Genomic DNA, 16,749 nt, shown 5'->3' on the forward strand with positions numbered 1-16,749 from the left:
ACCCAGACAGGTTCGAACCCGCTGAAGCAAATGAAATTCAATCTTTCACGATCTTTGCAAGGAGTATCGATATGACGATGGAAAGCGTTCTTCCACCCTCGCAGGAAGACCAGACCGATTCCAGCACTCAAAAGCAGACTCACCGTGAAAACCTGCGTAATGTTCAGAATGCAATTACTGCCGAGTTTTCTGCACTGATTGCAGATGCCGAGCGCCTGCTCAAAGGTTCGACATCGTCTTCGGGCGAGCAGATGGATGAAGCCCGCAACCGCCTGACTGATACCTTGGCCCGCGCTCGCGAAACCCTGAAAGCCCAGCAGGCCTCCGTGTACGATCAAAGCCGTGCGGCTGTTCAAACCACTGAAGAATACGTTATCGAGCACCCGCTGAAGTCCGTAGGCATCGCAGCCGGTATCGGCTTTGTAGTAGGCCTGTTATTCACCCGTCGCTGATAAAGGAGTGGGATGAATGGACATGACACCGCCGAATCCCCATGAAATACCAGACGAAGTACCCAAGCCGTCCCTGAAGCGGATGGCAGGTGCGGCAGTCGGTCTGGTCCAGAGTCACCTCGAGCTGCTGGGTATCGAGGTTCAGGAAGAGAAGGTTCGCACCTTCAAGCTGTTCCTGCTGACCGGCCTGAGCCTGATTTTCGGTTTGCTAGTCCTGGTGGGGCTATCGGCGGCCGTCATCATTGCGTTCTGGGATACTCACCGTTTGCTGGCAACCCTTCTGCTTTCCGCCGCTTACGCCGTCGCGATGGCGCTGTGTGTCTGGAAGGCCATGAGCCTGATAAAGGGGAATCCTCCGTTCCATGCCACGCTTGAAGAGCTGGCCCGTAATCGGGAGCGCCTACTGCCATGAACCAACCTCTAACGGCGGCTGTTGGCCGTCAGAAGCGTAAGGAAATGGTACGGCTGCGCATGGAGCTGTACCGTCAGCAGATCGTTTACAACGCCGAGCCCTTGCACAATCCGCTCGGGACCTTGAAGGAGATGGTTCGTCCCAAGGACGTGGTCACTCAGTCCAAGGGGCCGTTGGTGATTGGTGCGACGCTGCTTCTATCGTTGTTTGGTAAGCGCCTGGGGCCCATTGGACGCCTGGCGCGGATAGGTCTTGCCGTGTATCCCTTCGTCAAGCGTTACCAGACCGTGCGTCATAATCAGCACGCGCAGCACGCGGCGCAACAGGGTACTCATCACCCTTACCCTTAGGAATACTGGCGCACGGATGCGCCATATGCCTGCTCTATCCTAGCGAATATTGGCCGCATTCTTGCGAGAGAAAAGAGACCCTCTTTTCAACCTCAGGTCAGCTCACGGCAGACCTAATCCGCAGGAAGGACCCCGTGCTCACAGGATACCCTCTCGCCTTTTTTCAACCCTTCATCGATACCGCAACCGGACAGATCGCCGGCGTAGAAGCCTTGGGCCGCCTGCGTCAGGCAGACGGTAGCTGTCAGTCGGTAGGCCCACTGTTCGCGTCCCGTACGGTTTCACCCATAGACCTGCGCCAGCTGGATCGAGACATCCGTGATAATGCCCTGAGCCGCTTCCGCGACGCGCCACCAGACTGGTTTCTGAGCTTGAATATTTCCCCCCGCTGGATCAGCCACGCCCGTGCGGATCACCCATTGCCGAGCCTGAAGCAGGTCGAACGCCAGGGGATTGACCCTCGGCGTATCGTGTTTGAGATCACCGAGTTGGCAGGTAATCAACAACGCTTACTGGACGTGGTTCATCGCTACCGTACCGCCGGTGCCAGAATCGCCATTGATGACTTTGGTGCAGGCTATTCACAGCTGGATCGCGTCATGGACCTGGCACCGGATATCCTCAAGCTCGACATGCGCCTGTTCCAAGCCGCGGCCAGGGGTGGACCCAGTGGTGAAGTCGTCAGAGCCATGGCCCTGATGGCTGAGAAGATTGGCTGCTGGATCATTGCCGAAGGGGTTGAGACGGAAGAAGAGCTTGATTTCGCACTGGAATGTGGCGCTCGCTACATACAAGGCTTTCTTTTTGCGCAAGCGGCTGAGCAGTTTCAACCAACCGGGACCCATGTCGAGCGCTTTGCAGCCCTGCGAACACGTTATGTGCAGCGCAAGCTACGAGAGCGTACAAGGCTCATGATGTTGCGCCAGCAACTGGCCCGTTTTATCCAGGAGGTGCGTCCCTGGGCAGAAAACAGGTCAATGATCAGCGCACTTCCCCTTCCCCATGACCTGCCCTGGCTGCTGCGCCTGTATCAGTGCGATCGACATGGCACCCAGATAAGCCCGAATCTGGAATGGAACGGCATGTTCTGGCAGGAAAATCGTCGCTACCTGAACCACAACTGGTCATGGCGCCCATACTTTTACAGCCTGCTTGCCGAGGGCGTGGATGAGCGCCGCCTGAATCTCTCCACTACCTACCGGGACGCCACTACCAACCAGTACTGCATGACGGCAGGCCAGTTCATTGCCCAGGGGCAGCGGCTTCTGCTGATCGACATTGACGCCTCGCTTTTGACGGAGCCCCAGATCTGAAAACCTGCCTGATCGAGAACGGTCTATCGTGTAAGCATTGCCCCAGTATCGCCTACAGGCACAAGCCTGCTAGGGTACGCCACACGAAAACCGTTGTTGCGAGGTAGGCCTTGGACTGGCAAACACTTCTAACCCGCGAGCGCCTCGGCAAGGCTGTGCACAGCACCGCCGAACTGGGCCGCAGCCCGTTTCACAAAGATCACGACCGTATCATTTTCTCAGGCGCCTTTCGCCGCCTGGGACGTAAGACGCAGGTGCATCCGGTCAGCAGCAACGACCATATCCATACCCGACTGACCCACAGTCTTGAAGTCGCCTGTGTAGGCCGCTCGCTCGGTATGCGCGTAGGCGAAAGCCTGCGTCATCAGTTGCCGGACTGGTGCGAACCCAGCGATCTGGGGGTAATCGTGCAGTCAGCGTGCCTGGCGCACGACATCGGCAATCCTCCCTTCGGACACTCGGGGGAAGATGCGATTCGCCACTGGTTCGCCCAAGCGGCCGGCCGTGGCTGGCTGGATGACATGAGCGACATCGAGCGCGACGATTTCCTGCACTTCGAAGGCAATGCCCAAGGCTTTCGTGTCCTGACACAGCTGGAGTACCACCAGTTCGATGGAGGCACACGCCTCACGTATGCCACATTGGGGACTTACTTGAAGTACCCCTGGACGTCCCGCTATGCCGAGGCACCCGGCTACAAGAAACACAAGTTTGGCTGCTACCAGAGCGAGCTGCCGCTGCTTGAACAGATTGCCAGCAAATTGGGTATTCCTCTGCTTGGCGAGGAGCGTTGGGCGCGGCATCCGCTGGTCTATCTGATGGAAGCGGCCGATGACATTTGCTATGCGCTGATCGACCTGGAAGATGGGTTGGAAATGGATCTGCTTACCTATGCCGAAGTGGAAGCCCTGCTGCTGGGCCTCGTAGGCGATGATCTGCCCGAAACCTATCGCCAGCTCGGCCCACAGGACTCGCGTCGGCGCAAGCTGGCCATCTTGCGTGGCAAGGCCATCGAACACCTGACCAATGCCACGGCACGCGCCTTTGTCGAACAACAGGACGCCCTGCTGGCCGGTACCCTGAAGGACGATCTGGTCGAACACATGGATGGTCCCGCCAAGCTGTGCGTGCAGCGCGCCAAAGCCATGGCCCGGGAAAAGATCTTCCAGGACAAGCGCAAGACACTGCATGAAATCGGTGCCTATACCACGCTTGAAATTCTGCTCAATGCGTTTTGTGGCGCAGCGCTTGAACAGCATCGCGGCCGTGAGCCATCCTTCAAGCACCGGCGCATTCTGGACCTGTTAGGCAACAGCGCGCCGGACCCGAACTGGCCGCTGCACCGCTCGTTCATGCGGGTAATCGACTTTATCGCCGGCATGACGGACAGCTACGCCACCGAAATGGCTCGCGAGATGACAGGACGCTCAAGCCCTGTTTGACCATGCTCTTCAGCCGCTCATGAAAACGAGCGGCTGAAGAGTTCAGCGAGCCTTGCCGCAGTTACCCTGCGCTATCTGGCTGAGCATCAGCAGGGACGAGGAATAATAATCCTCCTGCTTCAACACTTCCGCCTGCAAGGATTGCGGCTGACCATCGAGCAGCGCGCGAATACCCAGCACTCCCCAGGAGGCCGCATAGGGTGCAACCTCACCAGAGGCCAGATCGACCCAGGCAGGCGGTGAAGCCGGATCCTTGCTGTGCCAGAACGTACTGACTGCGCGCCACTCACCGCGCTTGCCAAGTTCTGCCCAGGCGCCATACAGCGGCACGCGGACGGCATCGAATCCAAAGCGTGACGGCCAGCCTTCGGCAGGCTTCAGGGTGCCGTCAGCTCCCAGGGCGATCCAGTCAGATGGTAATTTGGCCTCACCAAACTGCGCGGCTTGAAGCAATTGCGTGCCGCTCTGGAAAAGCGCCGTCCAGGGACCTTCCGGTTCGATCCGCGCAAAGGCTTGCAAGGCAGGAAAGATCCAGTACGACAGGTTGATAACGGTTCCGTCTGGACGCTTGAACCCTTCCAGACCTGGCAGCAGCAGCGTATAGCCCTGGTCGCGCTGGATCAGATGCGCTGCAATGGCGTCACGAATCTGTTTCGAAGCCTTTGCATAGGCAGGGTTCTGCCAACGCTCACCTGCTTGCTGCAAGGCCCAGGCGATAAGGAGGTCCCCATCGGATGCGTTATTGCGATCGGTGACGGCAGGATTTGCCTTTGGGTCGTACCTCCACGAGAACAATCGGTCCTCACGCTGCAGGGTCTGCTTCGTCCAGCTCCAAAGACGGTCAAACGCCCTGCGATCACCATTGGCCTCCGCAATCAGCATCGCGTAGCCCTGGCCTTCGGAATGGCTGATGCCCTGGTTACCCGTATCGGTAACACGTCCTTGCACCGTCACGAACCGCTGCTGATAGATGTCCCAACCCTGCTGGCAGCTCAAGGGCTCACCTGAGGCAAGGGCTGAGGCCAGACAAAGCACAGCCAGGAGGACACATCGCCATGTTCTAACCTGCACAGCGAAACACCAGCGCGCCTTCGGGCGATTCCAGCAGACGAACCTGCAGCCGATGCTCCTCTCCCTGCGCCTGGAATATGTACTCATATAGACCCTCCAATACGGCAGCCAGGCTCCGGGTCCAGCGCTCGGAAGACTCAAGTATTGGATAGCCACCGTGCACGATCTCGATGGCCTTGCCCTGCACGCCAAAGCGTACCCAGCCCCAATCCATGGCCTTCCAGCGCTCGTTGACAACCCTCTCCAATGCCTCAAGTGTAGGCTGCTCGCTTAACGCCATGGATTCGCCCAGGCGAGCCCCTACCAGTCGCAGAAAACCCAGCGCATCGGTACTGCCAGCCGACTCATACATCTGGTTGATCAGCGTCAGAATAAGGCTGCCCCACCGCCCCCGCTCTTCTCGCGTGGACAAATAGGCAAGCGTCGCCTGTTCAATATCCTTGGACTGCATTACGGCAGGTTCTCCAGGTTGTGTTTCAAGTAGAGTTGTCCTGTGGTTTCGGAGTAATCACCAAAGGTATCGTAACTCAGCGCGCCGCCTACCTTGGTCTGCTTGCCCAGGCTGTATTCGAGTTTAGCGCCCGCATTCAGCGCAAGCCCGCTGTCACTGCTGCCCTTGTATCGGGCGCTGCTGACATAGCCCTGCCCTGCAAGGAACTCCATGCTCGACTGCAAGGCCTTGTCGGTCGGGAAGTAGTCCTCACTCTTCTGATTGAACGCCTGAAATCCGGGCGCCACGTTGAATTTCATGTCCCATTTGTCGTTGTACTTGGCGGTGTATTCGATCGGGAACGAGACGCCTACGTAATTTTGTGGGCTGAAATACCCGCCATGCCCGACGGTATAGCCGCTCAGATTCTTGTCAAAGCTATTCCAGCCGAGGTGAATCCCTGTCTTGAGTTCACGGTCAGTCTCATGGATGGGGCGAACGTAGGCACCGGCGTGGACTCCCAGGGCCTGGTTATCGGCAACGCCCTCTCCCCGATAGATAAAGTAGTCGCCACCATAGTAAGCCCCCACATCGCCATCGTCGTAACTGTACTCAGCCGCTATACCGGTCTTGGTGACGCCACCCCAGCGCTTACCCGTCAGCGGGTCCTTGGCACCTGCATAGGACAAGACACTGTCTGTTACTGCGCGCCGTTCGACGGCCAGGGACAACTTGCCGTTATCCCCGACCTTGGGCGTCCATTTGAACCCTCCTACCAGGTTTTGCTTCTCAAACCCGAGCGGGGTCGTGCCGACATCTGCCTGGAATTGTTCATGCCTGATTGCGGCGCTAAGCGCTACCCCGGAGTCGGACTGCGAACCCGGCTCGTAGGGCGCCATCACGGCGCTGGCGCGGTTATTGACAAGGCTTTCGAGCAAAGCGCGACCTTTTCCACCCAGCGCATTGCCGGTATCCGCGTTCAACAGCTCATTACGCACACTTTGCGCAGCGGTTTGCCGGTCAGCCGCCGTCATGTTGGTTCGGCTGTAATTGACGCTTTCGAGAAAATGCGTCGTAACCTTCTGCTCGAAGTTAAACGCCATCTGCCGATAGAGACTACCGGAGCCAAACCGGTTGGCGCTGTCGCCCTCCACCGACCCTGCGCTGACAGAAACAGGCATGGCGGTAAGCTCCAGCCGGGTATTACCGAACGGCACCAGCGAGACCGTCAACGGCGCATTGACTTCAGTCAGCCTGCTCAGGCCGGTATCGCCATCCCGTGCACGAATGTTCATGCCTCCTTGGATGAAGGGCATCCGCGCCTGTTGAAGATCCGCCAAGGTTCGCTGAATATCGGTCATCAATGGATCAGCTGGTAGACCTGAAGAGGCTCGCTGCGTGTGCAGATAGCCTGGAACAGCAAAATCAGCGCCTGCATCGGCCAGTATCAAAGGCGAGCCAGCCACCGCATACTCCTTGCGGAATGGATTGCCTTGCCCCAAGGCGGCCAACTCGGCAGACGAACCAGACGCCTGGGGGACCACGCCCTGTTGCTTGCGCTGAGCCGCTTTCAGAAGCTCGATGGCGGTGTCTGTCTTACCCTGAGCCTGGGCGATACGGGCTGAGAGGTAAAGCGAGGTGGCATCGTCAGTACGCCCGGCTTTCTTGAGAATGGCCGATGCGCGTGCCGGATCGTTCAATGCCAGGGCGGCATTCACACTACCCTTTATGGCGTCCTCGTTGGCAGGGGTCTGCGCCAGTACGTATTCGTACACACCCAGCGCCTCCTTGGGCATGTGTCCGCCATCATAGAGGCGTCCCATCGCTAACAGCAGGTCCGGGTCGCGCGGCGACTGTGCCAATGCAGCCATCAGCAGGTCATACGCTCCGGCGTTGTCGCCGCGCTTGCGCATCCAGTCTGCCTGATTGACAGCAATCCCCCGGCGCAAGCCGACCAGGCTGGCCTCATCCACTGCCGACAATCGCCCGCGACGCTCCAGCTGGTGCAGCAGCAGATCGGCTTCAGTCGTTTGACCGGCCTGACTCAACACTGAAACGACAGGCACATAATGGGTGACTGGCTGCTGGCCATCGTCACGCTCGAATGCTCTGACCAGCGACAATGCCCAGGCCGTTTGCCCCATATCTGCCAGCGCCTGAGCTACAGCGCCGCGTCCACCAAGGTCCGAAGGCGCATTATCGTAGAGTTCGCGCAGGGCCTGGCGCGCCTGGATCGGATTACCACCGGCGACGATCCTGCGTACGCGGGCGATACGGCTGTTTATTTCGGTACGCGCGATCAACTGAAGCATGTCCGGGGTACGAGCCGGCAAAGGAACACGCTCGATATAGCGCTGGGCATCCTCCCAGCGCGCCTGCTCAATGGCGAATACGGCGGCGGCGTGCAAGGCTTCCGGATCGTTGCGGCGCGTATCCGGCTCCATAAGCGCCTGGGCCTGTACCGGGTCGGAACCGTGCAACAGCCGTGCATAGGCCAAGCGGATCCAGGGACTGTTTGGCGCAATGGCCAGGGCCTGCGCATAGAGTTTCAGCGCCTGTTCATTATTACCGGCCACGGATGCCTTGCGGGCACGCTCGCTCAAGGCCTGCGCTTCTACCTGCTCAAGGCTGCCTGCTGCCTGTTTGGCCACGGCAGGGTGCGCCTTGAGCAACGCCAACGCCTCGGCACTGCGTTGTTGCATGAGATAGCTGTTGTACAGCCCCAACCCCGCGGCAGTGTCATCCGGGCGCGCGCTCAATAGAGGTTTATAAACGGCTTCCGCCTCGACTGCCTTGCTATTACGCAGCAGAATGTCGCCATAAAGCAGCTTGCCCGAGCGCCCCTGCTCACCTGTTGCCTGCGCCAGCGCCCGGGCCTGCTGCTCGGCCTCCATCAGGCGGCCCCGGTCACGTAAAGCGCGCACGGCGGTGAGTTGGCCGTAAAAATCGGCGTTACCTATGGCCTCCGCCCAACGAGCACGTTGCGTCGGATCAAGACGACTGGCCCGCTCAAGGCTGCGCTTGGCCGCTTCGTAATCCTGGGCGCGCAATTGGATGATCCCCAGGCCGCCCCAGGCCTCGGCATCCTGTGGATCTTCCTGAAGCGCCTGTTGGAATTTACGGGCAGCCACATCGAGCCGACCTGCGTTCAAATCCTTGAAGGCTGCTGCCCTTGCCTGCCCTTGGGCGCTCTCGGCCTGAGCGTTGACCACCGTCATGAAGTGCTGAACGACCTCGGCATCATTCGGATTGACCTGGGCGTAGCGCTCATACAGCGCCTGATCGGAAGATTCCGCACCCAACCACAGCAGCGCCTGTCGCCAGGATTGCCGCGCCTCAGGCACCGAGCCTGACAGTTCGGCCAGCTGATGGATTCCCTCCCGCCGCGTCTCGTCCCGGTAGGTCAGCGCCTCGGCAAGCGCCAGACGCGCCTTGAGGTCGGCTGGATTGCGGCGAACCTGCTGCTCCAACCCCTCGCGCCCCTGCACCCAACCGTTTTTTGTGCCTGCAAGCGTCTGGTAGTACTCAAGCGCCAAGTCATCTGGCGGAGGATTGCCGTTGAAGAGCGTTCTGTAGCGCAGGGCAGCCTCGTCAGCTTTACCTTGGCTTGCCAGCTGACGTATTTGCGGCAACTCGCTGCGATCAATCGTCTTGGCCTGCGCCTGGTTTTGCAGGGTCTCGATGCGGGCGCTGTCCGGGTGCAGTTGTTTGAGTTTCTGCAACCAGCCTTCGTAGGCCGCCCTGTCAGTACCCAGGGCAAGCTGAGCCTGGCGGTACAGGACCTTCTCGGATGCCGGATCAACCTGTAAAGCACGGTCGAGCGCCTGACGAGCCATGTCCGGCCGGTTGCGGCTCTGCCAAAAGCTGGCTTGCTGCAGCAAAACGTCTATACCCTGATTTGCAATCGCCGTATCAGGCAGATTGGCATAGGTCATTCCGCTGAGCGCGCACAGCATCGCGACCGATAAGGTTTTCAGCGCATACTTCGGCATGATCAATTCCTTTTGCCCAGTCGCTTGTGGGCCTGGAGCCTGAGCAATGTGTGAAGCCCAAATGCCGCCAGCACTGCTGCAAGCAACAACAACCCCATCAGGACCAGGGGCCGCTCACTGAACAGCCAGCGCACATACATGAACCAAGGCAACTCGCCATAGGTAAAGCGCAGCCCGGTACGAAAGCTCTCCACCTGACCATCACGGCCAAACAAGGCGATATCGCCTCTGATCTCGGCGCTGTGTTCCGGGCTGTTCAAATAGGTAATGACATTAGGCAGGCGTTCTGGCTGGCTAGCCAATGCCATCACTACGACGCGCTTGTTGTTGAGGGGTGACTGGCGGCTGACAAACCCCTGAAAATCCCGATAGCCCGCCAGCGTGCGGTCGGCTGCATCTATCTGGCGATCCCAGTCGCCCAGCAATACTGTTTCAAGCATGCCGGTTGGCGTGAGCGGCTGGATACGAAGCCGGTTCTGGGTGAGTGTGAAGGACGAGCCCTGGAACAGCGTCTTGAAATCCAGCCGATCACTGATCTGGCCAACCACCAGCCAGTCGCGGTCCGCGACTTCAGGCAGATGTGTGGTTCCCAAGAGCACGGTTGCGTTAAGGGCAGGATAGCCCGTGGCATCACCGAAACGCCCCATCAGCGTCAATAAGGCCTCAATCTCACTGGCGCGGGGTGAATGAGGCAGAATGAGCGCCGTCTGGGAAAGATCGGCCATACGTGTAAAGGGAAAGCCGGCGCCAACGAAGAAAGACAGGTTGGGCAGCTGTGAAAAGTGCTTGGCTCCACTCAGGTCAATCACTGAGTCGCCGTCGATGTAGCTATGCGCTGACTCCGGCAGCACAAGGTTGCAGTCTTCGGTGCTGGTGACCTGCTGGTTGTAGTAAAACCCTAGCTGGTTATCGCCATAGATCAGATACGGCGGCACCTCGATCACTGCATCTTCCTGGCGGCTGGGGTAGCCCAGCAGTGACTTTACCTTTTCATACAGGCCCGGCTTGAGTACCGATACTGAACTCAGGTATTGCCCGTTAAGTGAGACATCCAGTCGGGAGCGTGCGGCGTCGTACCAATCCCCTTCGGGGAAGCGAAACCGTATGCGCATCGGCACATTGTCGCCTTCCCAGAGAAAGTTATCGGGTGCAGCGCGAAAACCTATCTTGATGACACCTGGAAAGAGATTGTCGCTGGTCAGCGCCTCAGGCTTTGCCAGATCAGCGAAGCGGGTAACCTGATTGGAGATCCAGCGCGGCGCATCGTAAGGCCGGCGGGCCGGGATCGAAAACGGCGCTAAATTAGCAGCTTCCCCTTTCAGACGATCCGACCTTAGTACCAGATTCTGAGCGGCGACGCGGACTTCCGATGCATCACGCCCCAGCACCAGCAGGAGCTTGCCCAGGGAATCACGGGGGTTATCGACCACGGCCAGCATGGGACCCTCAATCGCTGGCAGGGTTAAACCTGTAAAGGATTCGCGTGCCGTGCCAATGAGAACGGCATTCCCCATCGGCAGCTCATTGAAGCTGACCGGAAATTCAGCGCCACGAAAGCGGGACTGCATACCAAACCAAGAGGCGACCATCGCAGCGCTTTCTATCTCACCCGCTTCAGGTTGATCGGGCAGTACCACAGGCAGGCGCAGGCGGCTCATGTCCGCCTCATCGAAAAAGGGTGCCGGCAGCAGCGCCAGATCGCGCGTAATAGGCAGCCGCTCCAGAGCCAGCTCCAACGTGGAGGCAGGGTCTATTCTGGCCCACAGCGCAGGATGTAACGGGTTCTCACATTGTTGTGAATAATGCGCATCAAGGCGCAGGTTCAGCCGATTATAAGGCAGGAGAAGTAGCGGATTGATGGGCAGGTCGACGTCCAGTCCCGAGGCGGTAGCAGGTACCAATGGAATGTTCTGAATCAGCTCATCGTTGACCGATACCTGCAGGACGCTGCTCTCGGCTAAAAGCTTGTCGGAATAGCTGAGGCGCAGGTGCAGCGTCGCGCCTGTAACCACCTGCTGGCGGTTGATGGAAAAAGCTACGCCCGCCTCCCCTCGCCGCCCCTTCAAGATCAGTGCATCGGACACGCCCAACCGGCTAAGGCTGATCGATTCAACCCTGCCGGGCATAGCAGGCATGCCAGCAGAGGTTATTGTACTGACGGGTGGCGGCAAGGCCGGGAGCGGCGGAAGGGGCTGTTCATCAGCCTTGGACGGCAAGGAAATAATACACAGCACGGCAACAACCACCAGGGCGGCGGCAGGCATCAGCGCCCTGGCAAATCCCCGTGGCTTGCGAGCCTTGGTTGCGTTGCCGGGCAAGCGTCTGGTCGGCCGCCTGACCAGTAGCGCGCCCGATCGGATCACATTCCACAATGAGCGCAGCGGGTTATCTTCCTGTGTTGGGTGCGTCTTGAGCCAGGCATCTGGCCGCCCCATGACGATAGCCACCAAATCGCGGCGTTGGGCAATTGAGAGGGGTTTGTAACGCAACTGCACATAGCCATCGCGGGCATTGACCATGTCTGTGCCCAGGATCAGAGGCGACTCGCCATACTGGATCTCGATCTCCTCGACTGGCGCGGACAACTCACCGCCCTTATAACGAAGCCGCGCACCACCCATGGAAATATCCACCGACTCGCTGCGCACCACACGGCCATCGGCCAGGTACATGAGAATCGGCAGATTGACAGCGAGCCGCACGGTCTGGCGCACCTGCCGGGTCTCGAGTGCCGCTGCAATGGCCGCCAACAGGATCAACATGTTGAAGACTGTCCAGCCAATGTTGAGCATCAGCGTGAACAGATCCGGCCGAATTGCTTCGATCCAGAAATACTTGGCAATACCAAACAGGATGCCAGCACACAAAAAGCCCACCGTAATCAGGTGCGGCTTCACCACAGGAAAATCGAAGAAGCCCCGGTCCAGCAGATCGCCCTTGTCCGTCACGTTGAACTTGCCCTTCCTGGGGTTGAACAGCGTATAGAGCGTGGGCTTGATCAGGTGAAAGGCCAGCACCGTCTCGTAGATTTCCCCCCAGAAGGAATGACGGTGTTTACCCTGGATACGGGCGTTTGTCAGGATCGACAGCACCAGATGCGGCAACGCATAGGCAAAAATGGTCTGCGCCGAGGCAGCGATGATGTTCTGCCCCAGCAGCAGGAAGGCCAGCGGCGATGTCAGGAAGACAAAGCGCGGCAGGGCAAACTGGAAATGCAGCATGGCGTTCAGATAGCAGAGCCGCTGAGGCAATGCTAGGCCCCGCCCGAGCAGCGGGTTATCCAGCCGGAAGATCTGCGTCATGCCTCGCGCCCAGCGCATACGCTGACCGACATGCAAGGCCAGGCGCTCTGTTGAAAGGCCTGCCGCCATGGGGACGCTGATAAAGGCTGTGTTCCATCCCTTGCGCTGCAGCTTGAGCGCCGTATGCGCATCTTCGGTTACGGTCTCGACGGCAAATCCGTTCGTATCCTCCAGGGCCTTGCGGCGGATGATAGCGCAAGAACCGCAAAAGAACGTGGCATTCCACAGGTCGTTGCCCTTCTGAATCGGGCCATAGAACAGCTCATCCTCACTGGGAACCTTACCCTGGGTACTGAGGTTGCGGGCAAACGGGTCTGGCGAATAGAAGTGATGTGGCGTCTGCACCAAGGCGAGTTTGGGGTCATCGAGGAATTGCCCGACCGTGGCCTGCAGGAAAACCCGGGTCGTGACATGATCGCAGTCGAAGATGCAGATCAGGTCGCCGTGGGTCTTGGTCATCGCATGGTTGAGATTACCGGCCTTCGCATGATTGTTGTCCGGCCGAACGATATACCCCACGCCTGCGGCAGCGGCATATGCACCAAATTCGGGTCGACGACCATCATCGAGTACATAGATCCTGAGCTTGTCGGCCGGGTAATTCAGATTCTGGGCAGCCAGGATCGTATCCTGTACTACGCTCAGGCTCTCGTTATAGGTCGGAATGTAGACATCCACGCTTGGCCACACCGAGGTATCGGCTGGCAGACGGCTGGGCCTGCGCTCAAGCGGCCAGGCACTCTGGAAGTAGCCCAACAGCAGGATGATCCAGGCATAGACCTCGGCCAGGTACAGACCGATGCCCAGAACCCACTCCACGCCATTGCTGAAATGCAGCGTCTCGGTGGTACGCCAGTAGAGATAGCGTGTCGAAAGCGTGATCGAAATGACCACCAGCGTCAAAGTGATTCGGGAAGAAGGGTTGCGCTTGAGCACCATCGTAAACAGGATGGCAGCCACGCTCAGCAGCAGCTGCATCTCGATACTCATCGGCACCATGATGATCAGTGCAAGGACAGGCAACGCCAGAACAACAAGCCCGCTGGCTGCGAGCTTTCCGACTCCAGAATTCATCCTTGATTCCTCAGGAATACTGCCGTTGACGCGTATCAGATACAGGTGTGGTCTGCTGCTCAAGCGCGGCCAGCAATCGCTGCGCAAGCATATCGAGGTCATGGGCGGCGGCCGATGCCGAATCGAATGCGAAAACCGATTGCTGACTTGCCAGCGCCTCAGGCAGTGACTCGTCACGATGAATCATGCCCAGCAATGCACCACCGCAGCGCGCCTGCAGAAACACCGAGACGTCTCGATTGAGGCGCCGCCGCCGATCCACCTGATTGACTACATAGCGCACGGTTTCCGTTCCAGCACTGCCAAAGAACTCACCGGACTCGATGTCCGGCAGCAATGCAACCGAGCCTGCATCGGCCAACAGTACCGCTATGCAGAGATCCGCCTGATGGATAAGTGCGCTCAGAGAAGCGCTTGGGCCAGGCGGCGTATCTGCCAATACAATCACATTGGGAATCGTGAGCAGATCTGCCAGCCCTTCCTTCAGAAAAGAAGGATCATTGAGCAGGCGGTGCTCGAACGCCAGACGCGTCGTTGCGCTAACCCGTCCGTATGGCAGCACCTGAATATTGCTTGGAGAGGTTACCTTTAGCTGCCGCCAGTCTGCGCCCGCCAGAGCGCTTTCAACAAATCCCTGACTCAGCCCGAGCGGCAACCCAAAATGCAGGCGCAAAGCGTTCTGCACGTCGAAGTCAACCAACACTACTGGACGTCCTAGACGCTGAAGTGCATACCCCAGGCTGGCCGTCACGGTCGTCTTGCCTACACCGCCCTTGGGAGAGGCAACACAGATTAACGGCATGTGGCAATACTCTTGAGTAGCGCTTTCAGAGAGCCCTGAGGTTGAAGGTCTACCTCGTCCACTGCCGGTTTAATTTTGAAGATATTGCCAAACGGGTGAGCGCCTGAGGCAGGCTTGGCCTGGACATCCACCGGAGGAGCGATGCCTGACGAGGGCTCACGCGCCTCTTGTAAGGGATTGCTCGTCACCACTGGAATGGCCTCGGTAGAGACCGCAGAAGAAGAATGGATAACAGGTAATGGCTGATCAACAGGCGAGGCAATGGCCTCGAGAAGTGCCCACCCTAGCGTATCCCCTGCTTGAGCCGATGCCCCAGACTGCCGGCTCAGGTTTTCTTCATTAAGGCTGTTAATGTAGTCCCGGATGTCCCGCTCGCTCATGATAGCAATCGTCTGTATGGCAATTTGCTATCATTTTAATACCTAATGCACAATCGATCATTATCTTTTGCGATATTTGTCACATTATGGAGATCCGCCAGATAAATGGCTGTTTAATCCCTACAGGCGGAAAGCTGACAACGCGTGCTAGTCATTTCACAGGCTGTATTGGCTATAAACCGGTTTGCTGCATAATGTCTGTTTCTTGTAACAGATCGCTCGGCTATCACCTTTTCATCTCGGCCCAGCCTTCTTTTGGGGTTTGTTAATGCTGAAATTCTTCCGCTCCGTTTCACTTGCGCTAGGCCTTCTGCCTCTGGGCTTACCCGCTCTGACCTATGCTGACACTGCCGTGCTGCCACCTAAAGTGCAGCAGCTCATGCAAAAGAACAAACTGGCCAATGACGAGCTGTCCCTGGTCATGATTCCGCTGGATGCTGCCGGAAGCGCTGACTTTTACAATGCCGATGTTTCCGTAAACCCTGCTTCTACCATGAAGCTCATTACGACATTTGCGGCGTTGGAACTGCTAGGTCCTACCTATCAGTGGAAGACGGAGTTCTATACCGATGGCCAGCTCCACAACGGAGTGCTCAACGGCAACCTCTATCTCAAGGGCGGTGGCGATCCAAAGCTGAACATGGAAAAGCTGTGGCTGATGATGCGTGATCTGCGCGCCAATGGCGTCACCCAGGTCAACGGGGATCTGGTTCTGGATCGCGGCCGCTTCATCAAACCCGAACTTCCTGTTTTCAACGATGACGGCAACGATGAGAACAAGCCGTTCCTGGTTGGCCCGGATGCCTTGATGGTCAATCTGAAGTCGGTCCGCATGGTCATTCGTGCCGATGATGGCAAGGCCAGCGTCTCGATGGACCCGCCGTTGACCAATGTGCGGGTTGAGAATCAGGTCAAGGCCGTAGGCAAGGGCAAATGCCCGGCTTGGCCTGAAATACGGTTCAACCCAGTCACGGAAACGGACGGTACAGCCCTCATCGTGACGGGCAACCTGCCTAGCGGTTGTAGCGCTCAGAGCTACCTGTCACTGCTGGATCACCCAAGCTATACCGCAGGTGCCGTACGCGCCATCTGGAAGGAACTGGGCGGCACCATCATGGGCAAGGACCGGGAGGGTACAGTACCCAAGAGCGCAGAGCTGCTGGCTCGCTCCTTTTCGCCTGATCTGGTCGAGATCATTCGTGATATTAACAAATACAGTAACAACACCATGGCGCGACAGCTGTTCCTGTCCATTGGTGCCCAATACCGCACCAGCGCGGACGCGAATGATGGCGTAGCGGCGCAGCGTGTGATTCGTCAGTGGCTGGCCCGCAAAGGTATCACCGCCACGCACCTAGTCATGGAAAACGGCTCGGGACTGTCCCGCGATGAGCGCATCAGCGCGCGGGAAATGGGCCTGATTCTTCAGGCAGCCTGGCGAAGCCCCTATGCCTACGAATACATCTCTTCCCTGCCCATTGCAGGCATGGACGGCACGCTGCGCAAGCGCCTGAAGAATACACCCCTGCTCGGACAGGCCCACATGAAGACGGGAACGCTCAATAACGTACGTGCCCTGGCCGGCTTCAGCCGGGATGCCAATGGCAGGACGTGGGCGGTGGTTGCGATTCTGAACAGCAGCCGTCCCTGGGGTGCGTCCAGCGTACTGGATCAGGTTATGGTGGATCTGTACAACCGTACCAAGCAGGACAGCACTGCTGCTCGCTGA

Annotated in this window: 12 protein-coding genes; 6 read left to right on the forward strand and 6 right to left on the reverse strand. The window is 58.4% G+C overall.

Translation table 11 applies throughout. The features are described 5' to 3' along the window. The first annotated feature begins 71 nt into the window (after positions 1-71). The 5 genes from JQR90_RS13010 (at position 72) to JQR90_RS13030 (ending at position 3,969) form a co-directional block, all read left to right on the forward strand. Positions 72-452, forward strand: a complete 381-nt coding sequence (locus tag JQR90_RS13010; RefSeq protein ID WP_010795064.1) for a DUF883 family protein — start codon at positions 72-74, stop codon at positions 450-452. A gap of 16 nt (positions 453-468) precedes the next feature. Continuing rightward, positions 469-864 (forward strand): phage holin family protein, encoded by a 396-nt coding sequence (locus JQR90_RS13015; protein WP_010795065.1) that lies wholly within the window; start codon positions 469-471, stop codon positions 862-864. Further along, positions 861-1,214, forward strand: a complete 354-nt coding sequence (locus JQR90_RS13020) for a hypothetical protein (protein ID WP_010795066.1) — start codon at positions 861-863, stop codon at positions 1,212-1,214. The genes JQR90_RS13015 and JQR90_RS13020 overlap by 4 nt, the downstream gene beginning before the upstream one ends. A gap of 134 nt (positions 1,215-1,348) precedes the next feature. After that, positions 1,349-2,527: an EAL domain-containing protein gene (locus tag JQR90_RS13025; protein WP_010795067.1), complete on the forward strand. Its 1,179-nt coding sequence runs from the start codon at positions 1,349-1,351 to the stop codon at positions 2,525-2,527. Between the two features lie 110 nt (positions 2,528-2,637). Further along, entirely contained in the window at positions 2,638-3,969 is a 1,332-nt protein-coding gene (locus JQR90_RS13030; RefSeq protein ID WP_010795068.1) for a deoxyguanosinetriphosphate triphosphohydrolase, read from the forward strand. A 42-nt stretch (positions 3,970-4,011) separates the two neighbouring features. Here JQR90_RS13030 and JQR90_RS13035 read toward each other — a convergent pair whose 3' ends face one another. From JQR90_RS13035 to JQR90_RS13060, 6 genes are read right to left on the reverse strand one after another with little or no spacing between them, the layout of a single operon-like run. Further along, positions 4,012-5,040 carry a glycosyl hydrolase family 8 gene (locus JQR90_RS13035; protein WP_037029628.1) on the reverse strand — a complete coding sequence of 343 codons (1,029 nt, stop codon included), beginning with the start codon at positions 5,038-5,040 and terminating at the stop codon, positions 4,012-4,014. Beyond that, on the reverse strand, positions 5,030-5,491 hold the full coding sequence (bcsD, locus tag JQR90_RS13040; RefSeq protein ID WP_010795070.1) for a cellulose biosynthesis protein BcsD: 462 nt from the start codon (positions 5,489-5,491) through the stop codon (positions 5,030-5,032). The genes JQR90_RS13035 and bcsD overlap by 11 nt, the downstream gene beginning before the upstream one ends. Continuing rightward, positions 5,491-9,462, reverse strand: coding sequence for a cellulose biosynthesis protein BcsC (locus JQR90_RS13045; protein WP_010795071.1), 3,972 nt, complete (start codon positions 9,460-9,462; stop codon positions 5,491-5,493). Before JQR90_RS13045 ends, bcsD begins: the two co-directional genes overlap by 1 nt. A gap of 2 nt (positions 9,463-9,464) precedes the next feature. Next, positions 9,465-13,838: a UDP-forming cellulose synthase catalytic subunit gene (gene bcsA, locus JQR90_RS13050; protein WP_010795072.1), complete on the reverse strand. Its 4,374-nt coding sequence runs from the start codon at positions 13,836-13,838 to the stop codon at positions 9,465-9,467. A gap of 10 nt (positions 13,839-13,848) precedes the next feature. Continuing rightward, positions 13,849-14,640 (reverse strand): cellulose biosynthesis protein BcsQ, encoded by a 792-nt coding sequence (gene bcsQ / locus JQR90_RS13055; protein WP_010795073.1) that lies wholly within the window; start codon positions 14,638-14,640, stop codon positions 13,849-13,851. Beyond that, complete coding sequence (locus tag JQR90_RS13060; protein ID WP_073449358.1) at positions 14,631-15,020, reverse strand: hypothetical protein; 390 nt, start codon at positions 15,018-15,020, stop codon at positions 14,631-14,633. Before JQR90_RS13060 ends, bcsQ begins: the two co-directional genes overlap by 10 nt. A gap of 268 nt (positions 15,021-15,288) precedes the next feature. Between JQR90_RS13060 and dacB the strand changes: the two genes are divergently transcribed. After that, positions 15,289-16,749, forward strand: coding sequence for a D-alanyl-D-alanine carboxypeptidase/D-alanyl-D-alanine endopeptidase (dacB, locus tag JQR90_RS13065; protein WP_434140049.1), 1,461 nt, complete (start codon positions 15,289-15,291; stop codon positions 16,747-16,749).

The organism is Pseudomonas sp. JZ114, from assembly GCF_051027705.1.
Lineage (GTDB): Bacteria > Pseudomonadota > Gammaproteobacteria > Pseudomonadales > Pseudomonadaceae > Chryseomonas > Chryseomonas luteola.